We start from the raw sequence: 26,570 nt of genomic DNA on the forward strand, positions 1-26,570 counted from the left end.
AAGTCAGCACCTCGGTCGGGGTGCCGTGAGCAGCGGGAGGCTGGTCTACCGGTGAGCAAGGGTGACGCTGTGCAGCAGCAGGTGTCGAGGGCCGGGTTCTGGCGGGACCGCCTCGCTTCGGCGCCGAAGGAGCTGCCGCTCCCGGTCGACCGGCCGTATCCGGCCCAGCCCGGCTCGGCGCGAGCGCGGGTCACCCGGCCCGCACCCGCGGCCGACGAGCCGACCCTCTTGGCGGCCTTCGCCGTGCTGCTGTCCCGGTACGCGGGCACCGCGGACGTTGTGCTCGGCATCGGCGCGCTGGTGCCCCTGCGCGTGGATCTCGGGGGCGCGCCCGGGTTCGCCGACGTCGTCGCCCGTGTCCGCGAAGCGCGGGAAGAAGCCCTGGCGCACGAAATCCCGTTCGGCGACCTGGTCGCCGAGCTGGCGCCCGAGCCCGGCCGCGGGGGATCGGTCCTGGTCAACGTCGGCTTCGGCGCGGAGACCGTGCTGCCGCTCGACCTGAACCTGACCCTCGCCGGTGCCCTGCTCGTCGCCGACTACCGCGCCGACGTCCTCGACGAATCCACTGTGGATCGAATGCTGGACCACCTCGGGTGTCTCCTCGCCGATGCGGTCGAACGTCCACAGTGGCCAGTGTCCCGGTTGGACCTCATGCCGGCGCCGGAGCTCCGCCGCATCCTCGAAGAGTGGAACGACACCGACCTCCCGGCGCCTTCGGCGACGCTGCCGGAGCTGTTCGCCGCCCGGGTCGAGGCAGCGCCGGACGCGGTCGCCCTCGTCTTCGAGGACGAAGAACTCACCTACGCCGGGCTCGACGCGCGGGCGAACCGGCTCGCCCACGTCCTCATCGGACGCGGCGCGGGGCCCGAGCGGGTGGTCGCGCTGGCCGTGCCCCGCTCGATCGACATGATCGTCGCCGAACTCGCGGTCCTCAAGGCCGGCGCCGCCTACCTGCCGCTGGACCCGGACCACCCGGCCGAGCGCATCGCGTTCATGGTGGCCGACGCCCGCCCGGTGTGCGTGGTGACCACCGGCGAACTCGCCGGCCGCTTCGACGGCGGCGTCCTCGAGGGCGGCGTCCTCGACCTCGACGAACTCGGCCTGGACGACGTCCCCGCGACCGGCCCCGCCGCCGCGATCGTCCCGGCCAGCGCCGCCTACGTCATCTACACCTCCGGATCCACGGGACGGCCCAAGGGGGTCGTCGTCTCCCACGCGGGCGTGGCGAAGCTGGTCGCGACGCAGTCGCAGCGGTTCGGCGTGGGCCCGCAGAGCCGGGTCCTGCAGTTCGCCTCGCCGAGTTTCGACGTCGCGTTCTGGGACCTGTGCCTCGGCCTGCTCTCGGGCGGGCGCCTGGTGATCGTCCCGGCCGAGCGGCGGGTGCCCGGCCCGGAACTGGCCGGATACGCGCACGCGCACGGCGTCGACTTCATGATCCTGCCGCCCGCCCTGCTCGCCGAGTTCCCCGAGGACTGCGACCTCCCGCGCGACAGCGTGCTGCTCGCGGGCACCGAGCGCGTGTCGCCCGAGCTGGTCCGGCGGTGGGCGCCGGGACGGCGGATGTTCAACGCCTACGGCCCGACCGAGGCCACGACCAACTCGACGCTCGGCCGCTGCGACCCGGAGATCGCCCCCGGCTCGGCCGTCCCGATCGGCGTGCCGGACCCCGGCACCCGCGCGTACGTCCTCGACGCGCACCTGGCGCCGGTGCCGGTCGGCGTCGTCGGCGAGCTGTACCTGGCGGGAAGCGGCCTGGCGCGCGGGTATCTGGGGCGGCCCGGGTTGACGGCGGAGCGGTTCGTGGCCGACCCGTTCGGCTCCGGCGGACGGCTCTACCGCACGGGCGACCTCGTCAGGTGGCTGGCGGACGGGCGGCTGGTGTTCGTCGGCCGGGCCGACGACCAGGTCAAGATCCGCGGCTACCGGATCGAGCCGGGCGAAATCGAGGCCGTGCTGGCCGAACACCCGCGTGTCGGGCAGTCGGTCGTCGTCGCCCGGGACGGGGAGCTGATCGCCTACGCCGTGCCGGTGCCCGACCGCGACCCGGCGGCCGAGCAGGGCCACGTCGACGAATGGCACGCCGTCCACGAGGAGATGCTCGCCGGCTCCCACGGCATCGAGGAGAACTTCGCGGGCTGGAACTCCAGCTACGACGGCTCCGAGATCCCCCTCGGCGAAATGCGCGAGTGGCACGCGGCGACGATCGAGCGGATCCGGGCGCTGCGCCCGAAGCACGTCCTGGAGATCGGCGTCGGCAGCGGGCTGATCCTGTCGCGAATCGCCCCGGACGCCGAAACCTACTGGGGCGTCGACCTTTCCGAGAGCGCCATCGAGAACGTCCGGCGCGAGGTCGCCGCCGTGCCGGAGCTGGCGGGCAAGGTCCACCTGGCCGCCCGGCCCGCCCACGACCTGGGCGAGCTGCCGGAGTTCGACACGGTGATCATCAACTCCGTCGCCCAGTACTTCCCGAGCGCGGACTACCTCGCCGAAGTCGTCAAGACGGTCGCGGGTGCCGTGCGGCCGGGCGGGACGATCTTCCTCGGCGACATCCGCAACCTGCGGTCGCTGCGGGCGTTCCGGACCGCCGTCGAGCTCCACCGCGGCCGGACCGACGTCGCCGCGGTCGACCAGGCGATCGCCCGCGAAGGCGAGCTGGTCCTCGACCCGGACTTCTTCCCGGCCCTGGCCCGTGGCCTCGACGGCTTCGGCGACGTCGACCTGTGGGTCAAGCGCGGCGAGGCGCACAACGAGCTGACCCGGCACCGCTACGACGTCGTGCTGCGGAAGGCGCCCGCGCCCGACGCGGCCGCCGAACAGGTCGTCGCGTTCGGCGATTTCGCCGCGGTGGAACGGTTCCTGGCCGCCGAGGCGCCGGAACGGCTGCGCGTCACGGCGATCCCGGACGCGCGGCTCGCCGCTGAGCTGGCCGCGGTCCGCGCGCTGGACACCGGCGACGCCGAAGCGGCCCTGGCCGCCCTCGGCCACCGCGACGGCGTCGACCCGGAAGCGCTGTACCACCTGGGCGAGCGCGCCGGCTACCGCGTGGCGGTCACCCCGGCGGCCGAAGCCGGTGAGCTCGACGCCGTCTTCACACGCCCCAATGTGGCCTTGGTTGCGTCTGACGCACCCAAGGCGGCCTTCGGTGCGTCAGACGCACCGAAGGCCACATTGGGGCGCTTGGGGGGCGCTGCGTACCGGCCGGTCCGTCCGACGGGCGCACCCGGCTCGTACGCCAACAACCCCGCGGCCCGGCGGGAGACCGGGGCGCTCGTGGCGTCGCTGCGCGCGCACGTGCGGGACCGGCTGCCGCAGTACATGGTGCCGTCGGCGTTCGTCGTGCTCGACAAGCTGCCGGTGCTCGCGTCCGGCAAGCTCGACCGGAAGGCCCTGCCGAGCCCGGAGCGGTTCGCCGCCGGGCCGGGCCGGGCGCCGCGCAACCCCGTCGAGCAGCTGCTGTGCGAGCTGTTCGCCGACGTCCTCGACGTGCCGCAGGCCGGGCCGGACGGCGACTTCTTCGCCCTCGGCGGCCACTCGCTGCTCGCCACCCGGCTGATCCAGCGGATCCGCGCGGCCGTCGGCGCCGAGGTGGGAGTGCGGGCGGTGTTCGACGCCCCGACGCCGGCCGCGCTCGCGGACCTCCTCGCCGGGGCCGTCACCGCGACCGGGCGGCCTCCGCTCGTCCGCGTCACCGAGCGACCGGACCGGCTGCCGCTGTCGTTCGCCCAGCAGCGCCTGTGGTTCCTGCACGGGCTGGAAGGCGGCTCCGCGACCTACAACGTCCCGCTCGTCATGCGGCTGGCCGGGGAGCTCGACGTCGACGCGCTGCGGTCGGCGCTCAACGACGTCGTGGCCCGGCACGAGGCCCTGCGGACCGTCTTCCCGGTCGTGGACGGCGTCCCGTACCAGCGGATCCTGCCGGAAGGGACGGTGGAGCTCGCCGTCCGAACGGTGTCCGACGCGGACGCCGAGGTGGCTGCGCTCGTGCGTGCGGTGTTCGACCTCGGTGCCGGGGTGCCGGTGCGTGCGGAGCTGCTCGCCGTCGGCCCGCGGCGGTACGTGCTGGTCCTCGTCGTGCACCACATCGCCGCCGACGGCTGGTCGCTGACCCCGCTGTGGCAGGACATCGCCACGGCCTACCGCGCCCGCCTGCGCGGTGCTGCTCCACAGTGGACGCCGCTGCCGGTGCAGTACGCGGACTACACGCTCTGGCAACGAGAACTCCTGGTCACCGAAGAGGCGGCCCAGCTCGCCTACTGGCGGGACGCCCTCGACGGCCTGCCCGACCGGATCCCGCTCCCGCTCGACCGGCCGCACCCGCCCGTGTCGGCCTACCGCGGCGGCTTCCTCACCTTCACCTGGGACGCCGGGCTCCGGACCGCGCTCACCGACCTCGCGCGCGCCTGCGGGGCCAGCCCGTTCATGGTCGTGCACGCGGCACTGACGGCCCTGCTGGTGCGCCTCGGGGCGGGCACGGACATCCCGATCGGCACGCCGATCGCCGGGCGCACCGACCCGGCGCTGGACGACCTCGTCGGGTTTTTCGTCAACACCCTGGTCCTGCGGGTGGACGCCGGTGGCGATCCGTCCTTCCGGGACCTCGTCGCCCGGGTGCGCGAGCGCAGCCTCGACGCCTACGCCCACCAGGACGTCCCGTTCGAGCGCCTGGTCGAAGCGCTCAACCCGGCGCGGTCGCTGTCGTACCACCCGCTGTTCCAGACCATGCTCGCCTGGCAGAACACCCCCGGCGCCGGCGTCGAGCTGCCCGGCCTGACCGTGACCGGGCAGCCGGTCGGCACCGGCACGGCCAAGTTCGACCTCTGGTTCTCCTTCACCGAGCGTCTGGACGGCCTGCACGGCCAGGCCGAGTTCAACGCCGAGGTCTTCGACCGGGCCACCGTGACCGGCCTGCTCGACCGCCTCGAAACGCTGCTGCGGCAGGTCGTCGCCGCCCCGGACCGGCGCCTCGGCTCGCTCGACGTGCTCACCCCGGCCGAGCGCGACGGCCTCGGCGAGACCTGGTCCGGGGCGATCGAGGACGTGCCCGCGGTGACCGTGCCCGAGCTGTTCGCCGCCCAGGTCGCGCGGACGCCGGAGCACCCGGCGCTGGTCTTCGAGGACGAAGAACTCAGCTACGCCGAACTCGACGCCGTCTCGGATCGCCTCGCGCGGGTGCTGGCTGCGCGGGGCGCGGGGCCCGAGCGCGTGGTCGCGTTGGCGCTGCCCCGCTCGACGCACCTGGTCACGGCGATCCTGGCCGTGCTGAAGACGGGCGCGGCCTACCTGCCGCTCGACCCCGGCTACCCCGCCGACCGGATCGCGTTCATGCTCGAAGACGCCGATCCGGCCCTGGTGCTGGCCGTCGCGGACACCGCCGTCCCGGGCGCGCTGCTGCTGGACGACCCGGCCACCCTCGCCGGCGTCCCCGACGCGCCCCTCGACGTCGTGCTCCGGCCGGAGAACCCCGCGTACGTCATCTACACGTCCGGGTCGACCGGCCGCCCCAAGGGTGTCGTCGTCCCGCACGCCGGGATCGTCAACCGGCTGCTCTGGATGCAGCGCGAATACGGCCTCACCGGCGACGACCGCGTGCTGCAGAAGACGCCGTCGAGCTTCGACGTGTCGGTGTGGGAGTTCCTCTGGCCGCTGCTCACCGGCGCCACCGAGGTGCTTGCCCGCCCGGACGGGCACAAGGACCCGGCCTACCTGGCCCGGCTGATCCGCGACCGCGCCGTCACGACCGTCCACTTCGTCCCGTCCATGCTGCAGGTCTTCCTCCAGGAACCGGCGGCGGGGGAGTGCACGAGCCTGCGCCGCGTGCTCTGCAGCGGTGAAGCCCTGCCCCTCGACGCCGTCGCGCAGTTCGGGCGGGTCCTCGACGCCGAGCTGCACAACCTCTACGGCCCGACCGAGGCCTCGGTCGACGTCACGTCGTGGCGTACGTCCACAGAGGACAGTTCCGTCCCGATCGGACGTCCGGTGTGGAACACCCGCACCTACGTCCTCGACGCCGCCCTGCGCCCGGTGCCGCCGGGTACCCCCGGCGAGCTGTACCTCGCCGGTGTCCAGCTCGCCCGCGGCTACCTCGGCCGGGCGGGGCTGACCGCGGAGCGGTTCGTCGCCGACCCGTTCGGCGCGCCCGGCACGAGGATGTACCGCACCGGCGACCTCGCCCGCTTCCGCACCGACGGCGTCCTCGAGTTCCTCGGCCGCGGCGACGAGCAGATCAAGATCCGCGGGTTCCGCGTGGAGCCCGGTGAGATCGCCGCGACCCTGTCCGCGCACGACGACGTCGCCCACGCCGTCGTCGTCGCCCGCGAAGACCGGCCCGGTGACGTCCGCCTGGTCGGGTACGTCGTCCCCGCCGACGGCGCCGGCTCGGCCGAGGAGGAGACCGAGCAGGTCGGCGAGTGGCGCGAGCTGTACGACTCGGTGTACGCCGACGACAGTGCCGAATTCGCCGGCTGGGACTCCAGCTACACCGGCGAGCCGATCCCGCGTGCGGAGATGCGGGAGTGGCGTGACGCCATCGTCACCCGCCTCCGCGAGCTGCGGCCGCGGCGGGTGCTCGAGATCGGCGTCGGCCGCGGCCTGCTGCTGACCGAGCTGGCCCCGGACTGCGAGGCGTATTGGGGTACCGACTTCTCCGCCGAGGTCATCGCTTCGCTGGGCGAGCGGGTCGCGGCGGATCCCGCGCTCGCCGGGCGCGTCGAACTGCGCACCGGTGACGCCGCCGACTTCACCGGCCTGCCGCCGGAGTTCTTCGACACGATCGTGCTCAACTCCGTCGTCCAGTACTTCCCGAGCGGGACCTACCTCCTCGACGTCGTGCGCAAGGCCCTGGCGCTGCTGGCGCCGGGTGGCTCGCTCTTCGTCGGGGACGTCCGGGACCTGCGGCAGGTCCGGGCGTTCCACACCGCCGTGGCCCAGGCGCGCGGTGGTGACGTCGAGCAGCGGCTGCTGCGGGAGAAGGAGCTGCTCGTCGCGCCGGAGTTCTTCGCCGGCCTCGACGGGGTGGCCGCGGACATCCGGGTCAAGCGCGGCCGGGCGGTCAACGAGCTCACCCGGTACCGCTACGACGTCGTGCTGCGCCCCGGCACCGCCCAGCCACGGCCGGTCGAGACGCTGACCTGGGGCACCGATGTGTCCTCGGTGGACGAAGTGCTCGCCCGGGTGCGCGACGGCCTGCGCGTCGAGGGTGTCCCGAACGGACGGATCACCGACGGCGTCGACCCCGAGGACTGGTACGCACTGGGTGCGGTCGTCACCTGGTCGGCGGCCGGCGACGGCTCGGTCGACGTCCTGTTCACCAGCGGCGACCCGGCCGGCGCCTTCCGGCCCGGCCCGGACCCGATCCTGGCCTACACCGGTAACCCCCGGCGATCGCGCCGGAGCGCGGCCCTGCCGGCGGAGCTGCGGACCTTCGCCGCCGGACGGCTGCCCGAGCACATGGTGCCCTCGGCGATCGTCGTCCTCGACGCGCTGCCGGTGACGGCGAACGGCAAGCTCGACCGCCGCGCGCTCCCGGCGCCGGAGCTGACCGCGCCGGTGTCGGACCGCGAGCCGCGCACGCCGGTCGAACGCCGGCTGTGCGAGCTGTTCGCCGACGTCCTCGGCCTGCCGCGGGTCGGCCCGGACGACAGCTTCTTCGCCCTCGGCGGCCATTCGCTGCTGGCCACCCGGCTGATCGCCCGCGTCCGCACCGCGCTGCACGCCGAGCTCGAAGTGCGGGCGGTCTTCGAGACGCCGACCCCGGCGGGCCTGGCCGCGGTGCTGGCCACCGCGCGCGGCACCGCGCGGCCACCGCTGGTCGCCGCGCGCCGTCCGGACCTCGTCCCGCTGTCCGGCGCCCAGCAGCGGCTGTGGTTCCTGCACCACCTCGAAGGACCCTCGGCCACCTACAACGTCCCGCTGATCATGCGCCTCGACGGCGAACTCGACGTCGAAGCGCTGCGCCGGGCGCTGTCGGACGTCGTCGCCCGGCACGAAGCGCTGCGCACGCGGTTCCCGCAGCGGGACGGCCTGCCGTACCAGGACATCCTCCCGCCCGGGGAACTCGAACTGCCGGTCCGCGAGGTCACCGCCCTCGACGACGCGCTGACCGGGCTGGTCCGCGGCTCGTTCGACCTCGAGCGCGAGGTGCCGATGCGCGCGGAACTGCTGCGCCTGGGTGCCCGCGAGCACGTCTTCGCGCTGGTGTTCCACCACATCGCCTCCGACGGCTGGTCGATGGCCCCGCTGTGGCGCGACATCGCCACCGCCTACGCCGCCCGCCGCGCCGGTGACGCTCCACAGTGGACGCCGCTGCCGGTGCAGTACGCCGACTACACGCTTTGGCAGCAGGACCTGCTCGGCCGCGAAGACGACCCGGACAGCCTGCTGAGCGCCCAGCTGGACTACTGGCGCACGGCGCTCGACGGCCTGCCCGACCGGATCGAGCTGCCCCTGGACCGGCCGCACCCGGCCACCGCGACCTTCCGCGGCGAGCTGCACACCTTCACCTGGGACGCCGGCCTCCACGCGCGCCTGGCCGAGCTGGCCCGCGACAGCGGCGCCAGCGTGTTCATGGTGGTGCACGCGGCCCTCGCCGCGCTGCTCACCCGGCTGGGCGCCGGCACCGACGTGCCGATCGGCTCTCCCATCGCCGGGCGCACCGACCCCGCGCTCGACGACCTCGTCGGGTTCTTCGTCAACACCCTGGTCCTGCGCGTGGACACCGGCGGCGAGCCGACGTTCCGCGAGCTGCTCGCCCGCGTCCGCGAGCGCAACCTGGACGCCTACGCCCACCAGGACGTCCCGTTCGAGCGGCTGGTCGAGGTGCTCAACCCGGCGCGGTCGCTGTCGTACCACCCGCTGTTCCAGGTCATGATCGCCGGGCAGAACACCGCCCGCGCCGAGGTGACCCTGCCCGGCCTGTCCGTCACCGAAATCCCGGTCACCACCGGGACGTCGAAGTTCGACCTGTCGATTTCGCTGACCGAGCGCGCCGCCGGGATCGACGGCGTGCTGGAGTTCAACGCCGACGTCTTCGACCACGCCGGCGCGCACGCGATCCTGCGCCGCCTCGAAGTGCTGCTTGGCGCAGCCGTGGCCGAGCCCGACCGTCCCGTCGGCGCCCTGGACCTCCTCGACGGCGACGAGCGCGAGCGGGTGCTCACCGAGTGGGCCGGGTCCCTCGAACCGGCGGGCACCGAGACGTTCCCGGGGCTGTTCGGCCGCCGCGTCGCCGAGGCGCCCGACGCGGTGGCGCTCGTGTTCGAAGACCTCGAACTCACCTACGCCGAGGTGAACACCCGCGCCAACCGGCTCGCGCACCTGCTGCTCGACCGCGGCGCCGGGCCGGAGCGGGTCGTCGCGCTGGCCGTGCCGCGGTCGGTGGACATGATCATCGCCGAGCTGGCGGTGCTCAAGGCGGGCGCCGCCTACCTGCCGATCGACGTCGACTACCCGGGCGACCGCATCGCCTACATGGTCGAAGACGCAGCGCCGGTGTGCGTGGTGACCACCGCGGACATCGAGGCGAAGCTGCCGCCGGCCCTGCCCCGGGTGCTCCTGGCGGACGCGGCGCTCGCCGGGATGTCCACGGAGGACCCGGACGTCACGATCACCCCGGAGAACGCGGCGTACGTGATCTACACGTCCGGCTCGTCCGGGCGGCCCAAGGGGGTCGTGCTGCAGCACTCGGGCGTCGCGAAGCTGGTCGCCACCCAGGTCGAACGCTTCGGCGTGGGGCCGCACAGCCGGGTGCTGCAGTTCGCGTCGCCGAGCTTCGACGTCGCCTTCTGGGACCTGTGCCTCGGCCTGCTCTCCGGCGGCCGCCTGGTCGTCGTCCCGGCCGAGCGGCGGGTCGCGGGCCCGGCGCTGACCGAGTACGCGCACCGGCACGCCGTCGACTTCATGATCCTGCCGCCGGCCCTGCTCGACGCGCTGCCGGCGGACCTCGACCTGCCGCGGGACAGCGTGCTGCTGGCGGGGACCGAGCGGGTGTCGCCGGAGCTGGTGCGCCGCTGGGCGCCGGGGCGGCGGATGTTCAACGCCTACGGCCCGACCGAGGCGACCACGAACTCGACCCTCGGCGAAAGCGACCCCGGCGAACTGGCGGACGCGACGGTCGTCCCGATCGGCATCCCCGACCCCGGGACCCGCGCGTACGTGCTCGACGCCCGGTTGCGGCCGGTGCCGCCCGGGGTGGTGGGGGAGCTGTACCTCGCCGGAAGCGGCCTGGCCCGCGGCTACCTCGGGCGGCCGGGCCTGACGGCCGAGCGGTTCGTGGCCGACCCGTTCGGTTCCGGTGGCCGCCTCTACCGCACCGGTGACCTGGTCAGGTGGCTGCCGGACGGCCGGTTGGTGTTCCTCGGCCGGGCCGACGACCAGGTCAAGATCCGCGGGTACCGGATCGAGCTCGGCGAGATCGAGTCCGTGCTGGCCGAACACCCGGCCGTCGGGCAGTCCGTCGTCGTCGCCCGGGACGGGCGGCTGATCGCCTACGCCGTGCCGTCGGCGGGACGGGACGAAGAAGCGGAGCTGGACCACGTCGGCGAGTGGCGCGAACTGCACGAGAACGTCTTCACCGAGGCGGCGTCCGGCGGGCTGGAGGAGAACTTCACCGGCTGGAACTCCAGCTACGACGGCTCGGCGATCCCCCTCGACGAGATGCGCGAGTGGCACGCGGCGACGATCGACCGCCTCCGTTCCGTGGCCACCCGGAGGGCACTTCCACGTGAAGGTGCCCCGTTCGGGCGGGTGCTGGAGATCGGGGTCGGGAGCGGGCTGATCCTGTCGCGGATCGCGCCGGACGCCGAGGAGTACTGGGGCGTCGACCTCTCCGAGCGGGCCATCGCCAACCTGCGGCGTGGACTGGCGGCGACGCCGTTCGCGAGCAAGGTCCACCTGGCCGCGCGCCCGGCGCACGATCTCGGGGAGCTGCCGCAGTTCGACACGGTGATCATCAACTCCGTCGCCCAGTACTTCCCGAGCGTCGGCTACCTCGCCGAAGTCCTCCGCACGGCCGCGGCGCACGTCCGGCCCGGCGGCGTCATCTTCCTCGGCGACATCCGCAACCTCCGCTCGCTGCGGGCGTTCCGGACCGCGACCGAGCTGCGCCACGGCCGCCGGGACCCCGCCGCGGTGGACCAGGCCATCGCCCGCGAGGGTGAGCTGGTGCTCGACCCGGACTTCTTCCGGGCACGGGAACTCGACGGCTTCGACGACGTGGATCTGTGGGTCAAGCGCGGCCACGCCCACAACGAGCTGACCCGGCACCGCTACGACGTCGTGCTGCGGAAGGCGCCGCGACCCGAACCCGCCGAAGAACTGGTCGTCGCACCGGACGACCTGGAAGAGGCCTTGGCCGCCCGCCCGGCCCGGCTGCGGGTGACCGGCGTGCCCGACGCCCGGCTGTCCGGCGAACTCGCCGCCGTGACCGCGCTCGCCCAGGGCGACGCCGAGGCAGCACTGTCCTATTTGGAGCGGCGCGACGGAGTGGATCCCGAGACCCTGCACGACCTCGGCGAGCGGCACGGTTACCGCGTGTACGCGACCCTCACCGCGGAGGAGGGCGTCCTGGAAGCCGTGTTCACGACCGGCGAGCCGACCGGCATCCACCGCGCCGGGCCGGTCCGGGCCGCCCTCGACGCGCTGGGCAACCACCCGGCCGGGCAACGGGACGCGAGCGCGCTGGTGGCGTCGCTGCGGGCGCACGTCCGCGACCGGCTGCCGCAGTACATGGTGCCCTCGGCGTTCGTGCTCCTCGACCGGTTGCCGCTGCTGGCGTCCGGCAAGCTGGACCGGCGTGCGCTGCCGAGCCCGGACAGGCAGGCGGCCACCGCCGGCCGGGCCCCGCGAACCCCGGTCGAAGAGGTCCTCTGCGGGCTCTTCGCCGAGGTCCTCGACACCTCCGTCGGGGTCGACGACGACTTCTTCGCCCTCGGCGGACATTCGCTGATGGCCACGCGGCTGGTCGCGCGGCTGCGCGCGGTGTTCGGCGTCGAACTGCCGGTGCGGTCGGTGTTCGAGACGCCGACGGTCGCCGGGCTGGCCGCGCTGCTGGCCACCTCCGGCGCTTCGCCCGCCCGGCCCGCGCTGGTGCGCGCCGATCCGCGGCCGGACGTGCTGCCGCTGTCGTTCGCGCAGCAGCGGCTGTGGTTCCTGCACCGCCTGGACGGCCCGTCGGCGACCTACACCATGCCGACGGCGGTCCGGCTGACCGGCGCCCTCGACGTCGAAGCGCTGCGCACGGCGCTGTCCGACGTCGTCGAGCGGCACGAAGCCCTGCGCACGGTGTTCCCGGAGGTCGACGGGGAGGCCCGGCAGCTCGTCCTCGACGACGTCACCGTCCCGCTGCCGGTGGAGCCGGTCACCGAAGACGCGCTCGCCGACGCCGTCTCCGCGGCGGCGGGCACGGTGTTCGAGCTCGAGTCGGAGATCCCGCTGCGGGCGCAGCTGCTCCGGCTCGGCGCCCGCGAGCACGTCCTGGTGCTGGTGTTCCACCACATCGCCTCGGACGGCTGGTCGACCGCGCCGCTGTGGCGGGACCTCGCGACCGCCTACACCGCCCGCCGGGCCGGTGACGCTCCACAGTGGACGCCGTTGCCGGTGCAGTACGCGGACTACACGCTGTGGCAGCGGAACTCCCTCGGCGAGCCGGTGATCGAACCGCAGCTGGCCTACTGGCGCGAAGCCCTCGCCGGCCTGCCCGAGCGGATCGAGCTGCCGACCGACCGGCCGCACCCGGCTCAGGCGTCCTACCGCGGCGAGCAGTTCGCCTTCGGCTGGGACCCCGGGCTCCACAGTGGACTGCTCGAGCTCGCCCGCGCGTGTGGCGCCAGCGTGTTCATGGTCGTGCACGCCGGGCTCACCGCGGTGCTCACCCGGCTCGGCGCGGGCACCGACATCCCGCTCGGCACGTCCATCGCCGGCCGCACCGACGCCGCGCTCGACGACCTCGTCGGGTTCTTCGTCAACACGCTCGTCCTGCGCGTCGACACCGGCGGCGACCCGTCGTTCCGGGACCTCGTCGCCCGGGTGCGCGAGCGCAGCCTCGACGCCTACGCCCACCAGGACGTGCCCTTCGAGCGGCTGGTCGAGGCGCTGAACCCGGTCCGGTCGCCGGCCTACCACCCGCTGTTCCAGACGATGCTGGCCTGGCAGAACAACGCCGTCGCCGACCTCGCCCTGCCGGGGCTGACCGTCGCGGAGGAGCCGGTCCGCACCGGCACCGCGCGGGCGGACCTGACGTTCTTCGTCGGTGAGCGGCCCGGGCACCAGGCCGGGATCCGGGGCACGGCCGAGTACAACAGCGACGTCTTCGACCGCGGGAGCGTCGAGGCGATCCTCGAGCGGCTCCGGACGTTCCTGGCCGCCGTCGTCGCCGAGCCGGACACCCGGATCGGTGCCGTCGACCTGCTCACCGCCGCCGAGCGCGACCAGCTCGCCCCGGCACCCGCGACACCGCTGCCCGCCGAGACGGCCGCGGAACTGTTCGCCGCCCAGGTCGCCCGGACCCCGGACGCCCCGGCGCTGGTGTCCGGCGCCGAGCGGCTCACCTACGCCGAACTGGACACGCGGGCCACGGCCCTCGCCCGGGCCCTGCTCGCGCGAGGCGCCGGGCCGGAACGGGTGGTGGCGGTCGCGCTGCCGCGGTCGGCGGACCTCGTCGTCGCCCTCTTGGCGGTGCTCAAGTCGGGCGCCGCCTACCTGCCCCTCGACCTGAACCACCCGGCGGACCGCCTCGAGCTGATGCTCACCGACGCGGCCCCGCACCTGGTCGTCGCGGAAGCCGGCTTCGGGGACCGGCTGGTCCGGCCCGGCGAGACCGGGACCGAACCGGCCTGGCCCTCGGTCAGTCCGGACCACCCGGCGTACGTGATCTTCACGTCCGGTTCCACCGGGCGCCCGAAGGCCATCGCCGGCACCCAGCGCGCGCTGGCCAACCGCCTGCACTGGGGCCGGGACCTCGCCCGGGGCGTGCGCGTCGCGAAGAGCGCTCTGACGTTCATCGACGGCTCGACCGAGCTGCTCGGCGGCCTCGTCGCGGGCGATCCGGTGGTCCTCGCCGACGACGCCACGGCCACCGACCCGGTGGCGCTCGCCGCACTGGTGCGCGAGTCCGGCGCGCAGGTGCTCACCGTCGTCCCGAGCCTCCTCGAGACCTTCGCGCAGGACGCTCCGGCCGGGGCGTTCGCCTCGGTGACCACGTGGATCACCAGCGGGGAGCCGCTTTCCGCCGGCGTCGCCGGGAAGGTCGCGGCCCGCTGGCCGTCGGCGAAGCTGGTCAACCTCTACGGCTGTTCGGAGGTCGCCGGCGACAGCCTGGCGCAGGTCTGCGGCCCGGTCGCGATCGGGCGGCCGATCGCGAACACCCGCGCCCACGTCCTCGACGCCGCGTTGCGGCCGGTGCCGCCGGGGGTCCGCGGAGAGCTCTACCTGGCCGGCGCCGGGCTCGCCCGGGGCTATCTCGGCCGGCCGGCGCTCACCGCCGAGCGGTTCGTCGCCTCGCCGTTCGAGCCGGGCCGGCGGCTGTACCGCACCGGCGACCTCGTCCGCCGCCGCGCCGACGGGGCGCTCGAGTTCCTCGGCCGCGCCGACCAGCAGATCAAGATCCGCGGGTTCCGGATCGAACCGGGCGAGGTGGAAGCCGCGCTGACGGCGGAAGCTTCCGTGGCCCGCGCGGCCGTGATCGCCCGGGAGAACCGGCTGATCGCTTACGTGGCGCCGTCGGGTGACCCGGTCGCGCTGCGCGCGTCGCTCGCGGCGCGGCTGCCGGAGTACCTGGTGCCGTCGGCGATCGTCCTGCTGCCCGAGCTGCCGGTCAACGCCAACGGCAAGCTCGATCGCGCCGCCCTGCCCGACCCGCGGGGGCGCGCGGCCGGACGGCTCGCCCGGACCCCGGCCGAACAGGCGTTGTGCGAGCTGTTCGCCGACGTCCTCGGGGTTCCGGCGGTCGGCCCGGACGACGGGTTCTTCGCTCTCGGCGGGCACTCGCTGCTGGCGACGCGGCTGGTCAGCCGGATCCGCGCGCTGCTCGGCGTCGAGGTGCCGATCCGGGCGGTGTTCGACGCGCCGACCCCGGCCGGGCTCGCCGACGCGCTGGACCCGGGCCGGGGCCGCCGCCCGGCGCTGGTCCCGGCGGCGCGCCCCGAGGTGGTGCCGCTGTCGTTCGCGCAGCAGCGGCTGTGGTTCCTCGACCGCCTCGACGGGCCGTCCGCGACCTACAACATCCCGTGGGCCTGGGACCTGACCGGGCCGGTCGACGCCGGCGCGTTGCGGGCCGCGCTGGGTGACGTCGTGGCGCGCCACGACGTCCTCCGGACCCTGCTGGTCGAAGAGGAGGGCACGCCGCGGCAGGTCGTGCTCGGCCACGCCGAGCCGGTGCTGGTCACCGAGACCGTGACCGCGGCCGGCCTCGACGAGCGTGTCACCGCCGCCGCGTCGTACTGCTTCACCCTCGACGCGGAGATCCCGATCCGGGCGACGCTCGTCTCGGCCGGGCCCGACCGGCACGTGTTGGTGCTGCTGGTGCACCACATCGCGGGCGACGGCTGGTCGCTGCCGCCGCTGAAGCGGGATCTCGACACCGCGTACGCGGCCCGGCTGCACGGCCGGCGTCCAGAGTGGACGCCGTTGCCGGTTCAGTACGCGGACTACACGCTGTGGCAGCGGGAGATGTTCGGCCGCGCCGACGACCCGGCCAGCCTCCTCGGCCGCCAGGCGGCGTTCTGGCGGGACACCCTCGCCGGACTCCCCGACGAGCTGGCGCTCCCGGCCGACCGGCCGCGCCCGGCGCGCTCGACCAACCGCGGCGCCGCCGTGCCGTTCACCGTGCCCGCGTCCGTCCACCGAGGACTCCGCGAGCTGGCCCACCGCAGCGGCACCAGCGTGTTCATGGTCCTGCAGGCGGCGCTGGCCACCCTGCTGACCCGGCTCGGCGCGGGCACCGACATCCCCGTGGGGACGCCGGTGGCCGGCCGCTCCGACCACGCGCTGGAAGACCTCGCCGGGTTCTTCGTCAACACACTGGTCCTGCGGACCGACACCGGCGGCGACCCGACGTTCCGGCAGCTGCTCGGCCGCGTCCGCGAGGCCGACCTGGCCGCGTACGCCCACCCGGACCTGCCGTTCGAGCACCTCGTCGAGCTGCTCAACCCGCCCCGGTCGCTGGCCCGGCACCCGCTGTTCCAGGTCATGCTCGCGGTCTACCACTCGGGCTCGGAGCCGGAACGGCTGCTCGGGCTGGAGGCGGCGTACCGGGACACCGGGCTGCGGCAGGCGAAATTCGACCTGTCGTTCGACCTGGTCGAGACGGCCGAAGGCATCGACGGCGACCTCGGGTACAGCCTCGACCTCTTCGACGAGCCGACGGCCCGGACGCTCACCGAGCGCCTGGTCCGGGTGCTGGCGGCGGTCGTCGCGGACCCGGACCGGCCGCTGAGCCGGATCGACGTCCTCGATGCCGGTGAGCGGCACCGGATCCTGCACCACTGGAGTGCGGGCGAGCCGCTCACGCTCTCGGCGCCGACGGTGGTGGACCGGCTGGCCGCCCAGGTGGCGGCGACGCCGGACGCGACCGCGCTGAGCGACGCCCGCTCGAGCGTCACCTTCGCGGAGTTCGCCGCGCGGACCGACCGCCTGGCCCGGTGGCTGGCCTCGCAGGGCGCCGGTCCGGAGAAGGTCGTGGCGCTCGTGCTGCCGCGGTCCGCGGCGGTCGTCGAAGCGATCTTCGGCGTGTTCAAGACCGGGGCGGCCTACCTGCCGGTGGATCCGGACCAGCCGGTGGACCGGATCGCGGCGATCCTCGCCGACTCGGGGGCGTCGCTGGTGCTCACCAGCCGTTCGCTGGCTTCGGTCGTGCCCGGGGCGCTGTGCGTCGAGGACCTGCCGGCGGACACAGTGGACAGTTCCGCCGTGCTCACGCCGCCGTCGCCCGCCAACCCGGCGTACGTGCTGTACACGTCCGGGTCCACCGGTAAGCCGAAGGGCGTGGTCGTCCCGCACTCGGGACTGGTCAACCTGTTCCACAGCCACCGCGAGACGCTCTATCGCCCGGCCGTCGCCGCGGCGGGCGGCCGGCGGCTGCGGGTCGGGCACGCGTGGGCGTTCTTCTTCGACGCGTCCTGGCAGCCGCAGCTGTGGCTGCTCGACGGGCACGAGGTGCACGTCGTCGACGACGACACCCGCCGCGACCCGGACCGGCTGGCGGCCGTGGTGCGGGAGCGCGGACTGGACTTCCTGGAGCTCACGCCGTCGCACTTCGCGCAGCTGGCCGTGGCCGGGGTCATCGCCGATGGCCGGTGCGCCCTCGGCGTGGTCGGAGTCGGCGGCGAAGCCGTTTCGCAGCCGCTGTGGGAGACGCTGGCGTCGATGCCGGGCACGGCGGCGTACAACCTCTACGGCCCCACCGAGGCCACTGTGGACGCCCTGGTCGGCCGCTTCGGCGACGCCGACCGGCCGGTGATCGGCCGCCCGGTGCACAACACGCGGGCGTACGTGCTCGACGGCGGCCTGACGCCGGTCCCGGCCGGGGTGCCGGGCGAGCTGTACCTGGCCGGCGCCGGGCTGGCCCGGGGCTACCACGGACGGCCGGCGCTCACCGCCGAGCGGTTCGTCGCCTCGCCGTTCGAGCCGGGGGAGCGGCTGTACCGCACCGGCGACCTGGTGCGCTGGCGGCCCGACGGGCAGCTCGAATACCTCGGCCGCACCGACGACCAGGTCAAGCTCCGCGGCTTCCGGATCGAACCGGGCGAGATCGAGACCGCCCTGGCTCGGCACGGCGACGTCGACGAGGCGCTCGTCGTCGTCCGGGACGAGCGGTTGGTCGCGTATACGGCTCCGGCGACCGCTGATCCGGGGGAACTGCGCGCGTTCCTCGCCCGGTCGCTGCCGGAGTACATGGTGCCCGCGGCGATCGTGCCCCTGGACGCGTTCCCCGTGACCGCCAACGGGAAGCTGGACCGGGCGGCGTTGCCGGTGCCCGAGTTCGAAACCCGGGGCCGCGCGCCGGAAACGGCCACGGAGAAGGCACTCTGCGAGATCTTCGCGGAGGTGCTGGGCGTCGCCGCCGTCGGCGCCGACGACGACCTGTTCGCCCTCGGCGGCCATTCGATGCTGCTGGTGGTCCTGCGCAACCGGATCACCGAGCGGCTCGGGGCCGAACTGGCCATCGCCGAGTTCTTCCGCACCCCCACCGCAGCCGGACTCGCCGCGCTGTTGAACAGAGACACGGAGCAGACGTGCACCGCACCCTGATGAACGCCAAGATCCACCGCGCCACCGTCACGCAGGCCGACCTGCACTACGTCGGCTCGCTGACCATCGACGCGGACCTGATGGCCGCCGCGGACATCGTCGAAGGGGAGAAGGTCCAGGTCGTCGACATCACCAACGGCGCCCGGCTGGAGACCTACGCCATCACCGGGTCGCCGGGTTCCGGCGTGATCGGCGTCAACGGCGCCGCCGCGCACCTGGTGCACCCCGGCGACCTCGTCATCATCATCACCTACGCGCAGGTCGACGAGGCCGAGCGCGCCGGGCACCGGCCGCGGGTGGTGCACGTGGACGGCGACAACCGGCAGGTCCACTTGGGACACGACCCGGCCGAGCCGGTGCCGGGAGCTCCCGCGCAGCTGTCCGGCCGTGGGCGCTGACACAGTTGCTTTTGACAGCCTTACCTAAATAAGGTGTGCCTAAGTTAATGGTCTGCGAGAGGTGCTCATGTCCGTGTTCCAAGGCGCTGCCGGGCTCAGCCGGCGTGGTTTCCTGATCGGGGCGGGCGGCGTCGCGGCCGCCGCGGCCCTCACCGCGTGCGGCAGCGGCGACAAACCGGCGGCCGGGGGCGCTTCCGGCCCGTGGGAGTTCACCGACGACCGCGGGCAGAAGGCGGCGCGCGACCAGCGTCCGGCGCGGGTGGTCGCCTACGCCAGCTCGGCGGCGGCACTGTGGGACTACGGCGTTCGCCCGGTCGGCGTGTTCGGCCCGCAGAAGACCGCGGACGGCGGCAAGGAGATCCAGGCCGGCAACATCGACCTGAACGCCGTCACCTCGATCGGCAACGCCTGGGACGACTTCAGCATGGAGAAGTTCGCCGCGCTCCGGCCGGACCTGGTCGTCACCGGCCTGACCGGCACCAAGCCGACGGACATGTGGGTGCTCACCGGCGACCTCGGCCCGAAGGTGCAGCAGGTCGCCCCGATCGTCGCGCTGTCGGAGTACAAGGTCACGCTGCCCAAGGTGATCGAGCGGTACTCGCAGCTGGCCGTCGCACTGGGCGGCGACGCGAACTCGGACACGATGAAGCAGGCCAAGGCGGACTTCGACAAGGCGTCCGAGGACCTGCGCGCGGCGGCGAAGGAGAAAGCCGGGCTCAAGGTCCTGGTCCTGTACGGCGACAAGGACGGCCTGTACATCGCGAAGCCGGACTTCTTCGCCGACCTCGCGTACTACCGCGAGCTGGGCCTGGACATCGTCTCCGGCGGCGGCAGCGAGGACTACTGGGAGCAGCTGTCGTGGGAGCAGGTGAGCAAGTACCCGGCGGACCTGATCCTGACCGACTCGCGCTCGTACGCGATGCCGCGCGCCCGGATGACGCAGTTCCCGACGTGGAACCAGCTGCCCGCGGTCAAGGCGAACCAGCTCGGCGACTGGTCGGCCGAGCCGCGCTTCAACCACCTGCTCGCCACGCCGGTCATCCAGAAGCTGACGGCGCTGGTGAAGGGCGCCCGCACGGACATCACCGCCTGAGGAGGCCTGCCGTGACCAACCCGTTCGAAGACCCCGCCGGGACGTACCTGGTCCTGGTCAACGCCGAGAACCAGCACAGCCTGTGGCCGGAGTTCGTCGACGTCCCGGCCGGCTGGACGGTCGCGTTCGGCCCGTCGTCCCGCCAGGAGTGCCTGGACCACGTGGAAGCGAACTGGACGGACATGCGCCCCAAGTCCCTGGCCGACGCCATGGACGCCTGACCACCCTCCGCACGACACGCCGGGAGCCGTGGGCTCCCGGCGTGTCGTCTCTCCCCACCCCGAGTCGACCCTCCAATCACGCGTGATGACCCTCCAATCACGCGTGATGACCCTCCAATCACGCGAGATGACCCTTCAATCACGTGAGATGCCCGGTCGATCACGCGAGTTCCGCCTTCAGTCACACGAGTTCCGCGTCGAGCCACACGAGTTCCGCTGCCGATCACGCGGTTTCCGTGAACCGGAACGCTCGACTTGCGTGCGCGGACGGTCGGCTCGCGAATCCTCGCGTGCTCAACGGGGGATCTTGCGTGACTGGAGGGGGATCTCGTGTGATCAGAGGGTCATCTCGCGTGATTGGGGGGACGACACGGTGTCAGGCGCGCTGGCCGGACCACGCCGCCCAGAGGTTTGCGTACTGGCCGCCCGCGGCCACCAGTTCCTCGTGGGTTCCGGACTCGACCACCGCGCCCGCGTCCAGGACCACGATCCGGTCCGACGCCGCCGCCTGCGTGAGGCGGTGGGCCACCACCAGGGCCGTGCGTCCTTCCAGCGCCGCCGCGGCCGCGGACTCCAGGACCTTCGATCCCGCGCTGCCCGCCTCGGCCGTAGCCTCGTCGAGGATGGCGATCGGCGGGTCGGCCAGCACCAGCCGGGCCAGGGCCAGCTGCTGCGCCTGGGTCACCGTCAGCTGGTGACCGCCTTCGCCGACGACCGTCGCGAGGCCGTCCGGCAGGGAGGACACCCAGGTCAGCGCGCCCACCTTGGCCAGCGCGGCCCGCAGTTCGGCGTCCGTCGCCGTCGGGCGGGCCAGCCGCAGGTCGTCGGCCAGCGACCCGGCGAAGACGTGAACCTCCTGGCTGATCAGCCCGACCGCCCGGCGAGTACCGTCCGGCCCCAGCTCGTCCAGGGACACGCCGCCGAGGGTGATCGAGCCGACCTCGGGGCGGTGGATGCCGGCGATCAGCTTCGCCAGCGTCGTCTTCCCGGCCCCGCTCGCGCCGACCAGCGCCACCCGTTCGCCCGGTGTGAAACCGAGGTCGACGTCCCGCAGCACCGGGTGACCGTCCACATAGGAGTATCCGACGCCTGCCGTCTTCACCGACGCGTCCGCCGGTCGTGACGGCTGTGCGGGCGAGGTCTCCGCGGGCAGGTCGGCGACGCCGATCAGGCGCGCGAGGCTGGCCGCGGCCGCCTGCGCGTCGTCGACCAGGGCGAGCGCCGTCGTGATGGGCCCGAACAGGCTGTGGAAGTACAGGGCCGCCGCCGTCGCGACGCCGACCGTCACCGCGTCCGCGCCGACCAGCACGAACCCCAGCGCGAGCACGGCCGACAGCCCGACGAACTCCGCCAGGTTGAGCCGCGCGTAGAACCGCGTCACCAGCCGGATTCCGCGCAGCGCCAGGGAAACGGCGGCATCGGACCGGTCGCGCACCCGCGCCAGGTGGGTGTCCGCCAGCCGGAACGCCCGGACCGTCTTCGCGCCGCCGATGGTGTCCAGCAGCTGCTGCTGTTGCGCCCCGACCGCCTCGCGCTGAGCGGCGTACAACGGCTTCGCGCGCGGCACGTACCAGCGCACGGTCCACAGCTGGATCGGCACGGCCAGCAACGCGGCCAGCAGGAACCGCCAGTCCAGCACGGCCAGTGCCCCGAGCGTCAGTACGACCGTCAGCACCGACCGCCCCAGCTCGGGCAGCGCCTGCCGGACGCCCTCGGCGACCACCGAGACGTCGTTCGTCACGCGTGCGGTCAGGTCACCGGACCCGGCGCGCTCGAGCTGTTCGAGCGGCAGGCCGAGGGCGCGTTCCACGAAGCGTTCCCGCAGCTCAGCCAGGATCGTCTCACCCAGCCGCGCCACCAGCGACACCCCGATCGCCGTCGCCACCGCCTGCGCCACCGCGACCAGCGCCAGCCCCACGACCGGCGTGACCAGCTCGGTCGCCGGACGGCGCGTGGCGACCAGGTCGACGACCCGGCCCAGCAGCGGCGCGGTCAGCAGGCCGATCGCCGTCGCCGCGACGAGCATCGTCGCCGCGGCCGCCGCGCGGCCCTTCGCCCGGCCGAGGAGTTCGCCGAGGACGGCGCGGATCCGGCGGCCCTCGGCCACGGGGAGGAGTTCGCGGGTCATGACAGCACCGCCGCTCGGTAGTCGGGACGGCCGGCCAGCTCGGTGTGCGTGCCTTCGCCCGCGACGCGCCCGTCGTCGAGCAGGACGACGCGGTCGGTGGCGGCGAGCAGCGCCGGGCTGGTGGTGACCAGGATCGTGGTGCGGCCGCGCCGCAGTTCGGCGAGCCCCGCGGCGATCCGGGCCTCGGTGACCGTGTCGACGGCGGTGGTCGGGTCGTGCAGCACCAGTACCGGCGCGTCGGCGGCGAGCGCCCGGGCGAGCGCCACGCGCTGGCGCTGCCCGCCCGACAGCGACCGTCCGCGTTCGGTGACGGCGGTGGCGACGCCGTCGGGCAGCGCGCTCGCCACTTCGTCGACGGCGGCCGCGGTCATCGCCTCGGCGGCCAGCGGCCCGAAAGTGACGTTGTCCGCGACGGTCCCGGCGAACAGGTCGGCGTCGTGCGCGGCGACGAGCACCACCTCCCGCACCCGGCTCGGTTCCACAGTGGACAGATCCACCGCGTCGACCGCGACCGAGCCGCCGTCGGGATCGGCGGCTCGGCCCAGGCAGTCCAGGAGGTCCGTCGCCGCGGCCGGGTCCGTGGCCACCACGCCCAGCAGCTCACCCGGGCGGGCTTCGAATCCGACGTCCCGCAGGGCGCCGCGGGTCAGGCCGGACAGCTTGACGTGCCCGGCCGCCGGGACCGGGAGCGTGGCGTCACCGCCGCTGACCGCGGGCGGCGCGTTCAGGACGTCGGCGATGCGCGCGGCCGAGGCCCGGCCCTGCGCGAGTTCGCCGTTGACCCAGGAGAAGAGCGTGAACGGCGTGATCAGGTACTGCGCGAGCCCGACCGCGGCGACCAGGTCGCCGACGCTGATGTCGCCCGCCGCGGCGAGGTTTCCGCCGACCAGTGCGACGACGGCGATGAAGATCCCGGTGAGCGCCAGCAGTGCGCCGTTGTGCCAGGCCTGGGCGCGGGCCGCGCGCAGCGTCGCCCGCAGCGAGTCCTGGCTGGTCCGCCGGTAGCGGTCGACGGCGGCGCGTTCGGCGCCGATGCCCTTGAGCACGCGGAGTCCGGCGACGAGGTCGGTGGCGACCCCGGAGGCGAACGCCGACCGCTCCTGCTCGGCCTCGCTGCGGCGTTCCAGGGGCTTCCCGACCAGGTGCGCCAGGTACAGCATCGGCGGCGTGCCGAGCAGCACGAGAAGGCCGAGGGGCAGCGACATGGTGAGCAGCGCGACGGCGCTGACCAGCAGCCCGGCCAGGCCGGCGACCCCGAAGGGGAGGACGCCGTTGACCGTGCCGACGCGCTTGGCGTCCGACGTCCCGATGCTCACCAGCTCGCCCGCGAGGGTGCCGGAGCCGCCGACGCCGCCGGGGTGCAGCACCCGGCGACCGACGTCGAGGCGCAGGTCGTGGGCCGCGCGTTCGGCGGCGCGCTCGCCGAACCGGGCGCCGAGGCGGTAGCTGGTCGACAGGGCGGCGAAGAGCACGCCCAGCACCGCCAGCCAGACCAGGAGGGTGCGCACCGAGCCGCCCGCGACGGCCTGGTCGATGACCACGCCGATCACCACCGGGACCAGCGCTTCACCGCCTTGGTGGCCCGCGGTCAGGAGCGCCGCGAGCGCCACCGGTCGGCGTTGCCCGGCGATCGACCGGCGGAGGACCTGCCGTCCCGTCGTGCGCACCCGCGCCTCCCTCTCCAGAGCTGGCATAGGTAAGGCTAGTCTAAGTAAACGGGTTACGGGAGCGTGGTCGGCTTCGTCTCATTCCGCGATTCGGTCGCCGGCTCGCCGAACCGGGCCAGCGCGAGCGCGGCCGCGACGGCGAGGGCGAACCCGACGACGGCGACGGCCGCGAAGCCCGGCCGGGTGCGGTCGCCGAGGGCCAGCACGCCGACCAGCGAGGGGAACACGGTCTCGCCGAGGACCATCATCGCCGTCGAAGTGGTGACGCTTCCGCGCTGCAGCGCCGTCGCGTAGAACAGCATCGCCAGCCCGCCCGCGACGGCGACGGTGTAGGTCGCGACGTCGGTGAGCAGGTCGAGCGGCGCGAGGCTGGGGATGATCCGGCCGGCGATGGCGACGACGCCGAAGCACAGCCCCGCGACGAGCCCGAGCGCCGGCGTCCGGATCCGGCGGCTCGCCTTGCCCGCGACGATCCCGGCCACGGCGAGGACGGCGACCGCGGCGACCAGGCCGAGCCGGAAGCCGAGCCCGACCGGGTCGGACCCTTCACTCTCGGCGGCGGCGCCGAGCAGGGCGAGCCCGGCGCAGACGACGCCGATGGCCGCCCATTCCTTTTTGCCGAGCCGCACGCCGAGGAACCGCGCGGCGACGGCGGTCACGGCGAGGCTGGCGGCGAGCGCGGCCTGGACGACGAACAGCGGCAGGACGTGCAGTGCGACGATCTGCGCGACGAAGCCGAGGACGTCGAGCGAGAGCCCGAGCACGAACTTCCACTGGCCGAGCACGCGGACCAGCAGTTTCGGGTCGACGCCGTCGGCGCCGGTGTCCGTCGCCCGCGCGGCGACCGACTGCATCACCGAAGCCACGCCGTACGCGCATGCCGCGCCCAAGGCGCAGAGCAGTCCCCACCACATGCCGATCACTCTATTTTGTCGGACCCGTGGGGTACGGTCCCGGGCATGTCGAACACGAGTTCGAAGACGCACCGCCAGTGGCCCGCGCCCCTGGCGGCCGACGAGCTGCGTCTCCTGCTGGACTTCCTGCAGTTCCTGCGCGCGACGGCGGTGAACAAACTGGCGGGGCTGACGCGCTCGCAGGCGGCGGCGGCACCGTTGCCGGCGTCACCCCGGATGAGCGCGCTCGGGGTGGTGAAGCACCTGACGGCGGTGGAGCGCTGGTGGCTGGCGATCGAGGCGGGCGGAGCGGACCTGCCCTCGCTGTGGGCCGGGAGCCCGGACCCGAGCTGGGACGTCGGCCCGGACGACACACCGGCTTCGGTGGTGGCGGCGTACAAGGCGGAGTGGGCGCGGGTGGAGAAGGCCTTGCGCGGGGTGGGGCCGGACGACCGGACCCGGCGGCGGGCGGAGTTCACGGTGCGGTGGGTGGTCGCGCACGTCGTCCAGGAGACGGCGCGCCACGTGGGACACCTGGACGTGCTGCGCGAGCTGGCGGACGGGGAGGTGGGCGAGTGACGTAGTGAAATCGGAGGTGGTGGCGGCGGGTGGGCAAGGGGAGGGGAAAGGGAAGAAGCAGGCCGGATCTGGCCTCGGCGGGTGGAGTGGCGATGCCTGGCTTGGGTGACCGGTGTGGCTAGGTGTGATGTCCGGGGACCGTTGTCCCGGGTTGAAGTGACTGGTGGCGGCCTGTCGTGGAGACAGCTGAAGGCCTCCAGAGGTGAAGTGGAGCTGTCTAGGAACCGCTTCGCCGACCGGAGGCCTTCGTGTCCCACCCATAACGCCACCCTGGCCCCCGCACCCGGCTACGACTCGCACGCCTGATCGTCAAACAAGGCTGGACCTGCGCCGAGGCGGCAAAGATGTTCATGGTTGCTGCTAAATCGCCCGCAAGTGGGCCGATCGCCACCGCGCCGAAGGCGTGGTCGGGATGGCTGATCGCAGCAGTCGGCCGCACCACAGCCCGGCCCGCACACCTGGGCACCTGGTGCGCCGGATTGTGCGGCTGCGGTGGCGGCACCGGATGAGCCCGGTCCAGATCGCCGGCCGACTCGATCTGCCCGCGTCCACGGTGCACGCGGTGCTGGCGCGCTGCCGGATCAACCGCCTTTCCCGGATCGATCGGGTCACCGGCGAACCGCTGCGCCGCTACGAACATGACCATCCCGGATCGCTGATCCACGTCGACGTCACCAAGTTGGGCAACATCCCCGACGGCGGCGGACACCGCTACGTCGGCCGGCAACAAGGCGAGATCAACAAACGCTCCACCCCCGGCCTGCCCCGCGGCGCCGACTACAAGCCCCGCACCGGCACCGCGATGCTGCACACCGTGATCGACGACCACTTCCGCGTCGCCTACGCGAAATCCACACCGACCAAACCGCCACTGCGGTGCTGCGCCGGGCCGCCGCCTGGTTCGCCGACCTCGGCGTCACCGTCGAACGAGTCCTGTCCGACAACGGCTCGACCTACCGCTCCCACGCCTGGCTTGACACTTGCGCCGAGCTGGGCATCTTCCCGAAACGGACCCGGCCCTACCGGCCCGGAGCAACGGCAAAATCGAACGCTTCCACCGCACGTCGCCGGCGGGTGGGCCTACGCCGGCTTCCACTCCAGCGAAACCGACCGCCGAGCAGCGCTACCCGGCTGGCTGCGCTTCTACAATCACCACCGACCCCACTCATCCGTCGGCGGCAAGCCACCCAGCACACGGCTGACCAACCTCCCTGACATCACAGTTAGGGCGTGTCTGACAAAGCCTTGGTCCAAGTGATCACTGCATGGAGAACAACCGCTGATCGGTAGACGATGGCGAGCTTGTCGTAGCGAGTGGCCAGGCCGCGCCATTGTTTGAGCAGGTTGAACC

At 73.6% G+C, this 26,570-nt stretch carries 8 protein-coding genes and 1 pseudogene; 6 read left to right on the forward strand and 3 right to left on the reverse strand.

Annotated elements, in window-relative coordinates; genetic code table 11:
• Positions 1 to 51 precede the first annotated feature (51 nt).
• The 4 genes from ACLJOU_RS27410 to ACLJOU_RS27425 all read left to right on the forward strand — a co-directional run bounded on the left by ACLJOU_RS27410 (position 52) and on the right by ACLJOU_RS27425 (position 19,952).
• Positions 52 to 18,240, forward strand: a complete 18,189-nt coding sequence (locus ACLJOU_RS27410) for an amino acid adenylation domain-containing protein (protein ID WP_410571114.1) — start codon at positions 52 to 54, stop codon at positions 18,238 to 18,240.
• Complete coding sequence (panD, locus tag ACLJOU_RS27415) at positions 18,225 to 18,638, forward strand: aspartate 1-decarboxylase (RefSeq protein WP_410571116.1); 414 nt, start codon at positions 18,225 to 18,227, stop codon at positions 18,636 to 18,638. Before ACLJOU_RS27410 ends, panD begins: the two co-directional genes overlap by 16 nt.
• 67 nt (positions 18,639 to 18,705) lie before the next feature.
• Positions 18,706 to 19,731: an ABC transporter substrate-binding protein gene (locus tag ACLJOU_RS27420; RefSeq protein WP_410571118.1), complete on the forward strand. Its 1,026-nt coding sequence runs from the start codon at positions 18,706 to 18,708 to the stop codon at positions 19,729 to 19,731.
• An 11-nt stretch (positions 19,732 to 19,742) separates the two neighbouring features.
• On the forward strand, positions 19,743 to 19,952 hold the full coding sequence (locus ACLJOU_RS27425; protein ID WP_410571120.1) for an MbtH family protein: 210 nt from the start codon (positions 19,743 to 19,745) through the stop codon (positions 19,950 to 19,952).
• Between the two features lie 376 nt (positions 19,953 to 20,328).
• Here ACLJOU_RS27425 and ACLJOU_RS27430 read toward each other — a convergent pair whose 3' ends face one another.
• From ACLJOU_RS27430 to ACLJOU_RS27440, 3 genes are read right to left on the reverse strand one after another with little or no spacing between them, the layout of a single operon-like run.
• On the reverse strand, positions 20,329 to 22,080 hold the full coding sequence (locus tag ACLJOU_RS27430; protein WP_410571121.1) for an ABC transporter ATP-binding protein: 1,752 nt from the start codon (positions 22,078 to 22,080) through the stop codon (positions 20,329 to 20,331).
• On the reverse strand, positions 22,077 to 23,747 hold the full coding sequence (locus ACLJOU_RS27435) for an ABC transporter ATP-binding protein (protein ID WP_410571122.1): 1,671 nt from the start codon (positions 23,745 to 23,747) through the stop codon (positions 22,077 to 22,079). The genes ACLJOU_RS27430 and ACLJOU_RS27435 overlap by 4 nt, the downstream gene beginning before the upstream one ends.
• A gap of 53 nt (positions 23,748 to 23,800) precedes the next feature.
• Positions 23,801 to 24,661: a hypothetical protein gene (locus ACLJOU_RS27440; protein WP_410571124.1), complete on the reverse strand. Its 861-nt coding sequence runs from the start codon at positions 24,659 to 24,661 to the stop codon at positions 23,801 to 23,803.
• A 45-nt stretch (positions 24,662 to 24,706) separates the two neighbouring features.
• Here ACLJOU_RS27440 and ACLJOU_RS27445 point away from each other — a divergent pair, with 45 nt between their 5' ends.
• Positions 24,707 to 25,219 (forward strand): DUF664 domain-containing protein, encoded by a 513-nt coding sequence (locus ACLJOU_RS27445; protein ID WP_410571125.1) that lies wholly within the window; start codon positions 24,707 to 24,709, stop codon positions 25,217 to 25,219.
• A gap of 302 nt (positions 25,220 to 25,521) precedes the next feature.
• Positions 25,522 to 26,477: pseudogene (locus ACLJOU_RS27450) on the forward strand (IS481 family transposase).
• The last annotated feature ends 93 nt before the right edge of the window (positions 26,478 to 26,570 follow it).

The organism is Amycolatopsis sp. cmx-4-61 (genome assembly GCF_046548775.1).
Taxonomy (GTDB): Bacteria; Actinomycetota; Actinomycetes; order Mycobacteriales; family Pseudonocardiaceae; genus Amycolatopsis.

What these genes read in the sequence shown, in the direction of transcription:
- ACLJOU_RS27430 (WP_410571121.1), bottom strand. Translation starts at nt 22,080, where the DNA reads ATGACCCGCGAACTCCTCCCCGTGGCCGAGGGCCGCCGGATCCGCGCC.
- ACLJOU_RS27440 (WP_410571124.1), bottom strand. Translation starts at nt 24,661, where the DNA reads ATGTGGTGGGGACTGCTCTGCGCCTTGGGCGCGGCATGCGCGTACGGC.
- ACLJOU_RS27445 (WP_410571125.1), top strand. Translation starts at nt 24,707, where the DNA reads ATGTCGAACACGAGTTCGAAGACGCACCGCCAGTGGCCCGCGCCCCTG.
- ACLJOU_RS27420 (WP_410571118.1), top strand. Translation starts at nt 18,706, where the DNA reads ATGTCCGTGTTCCAAGGCGCTGCCGGGCTCAGCCGGCGTGGTTTCCTG.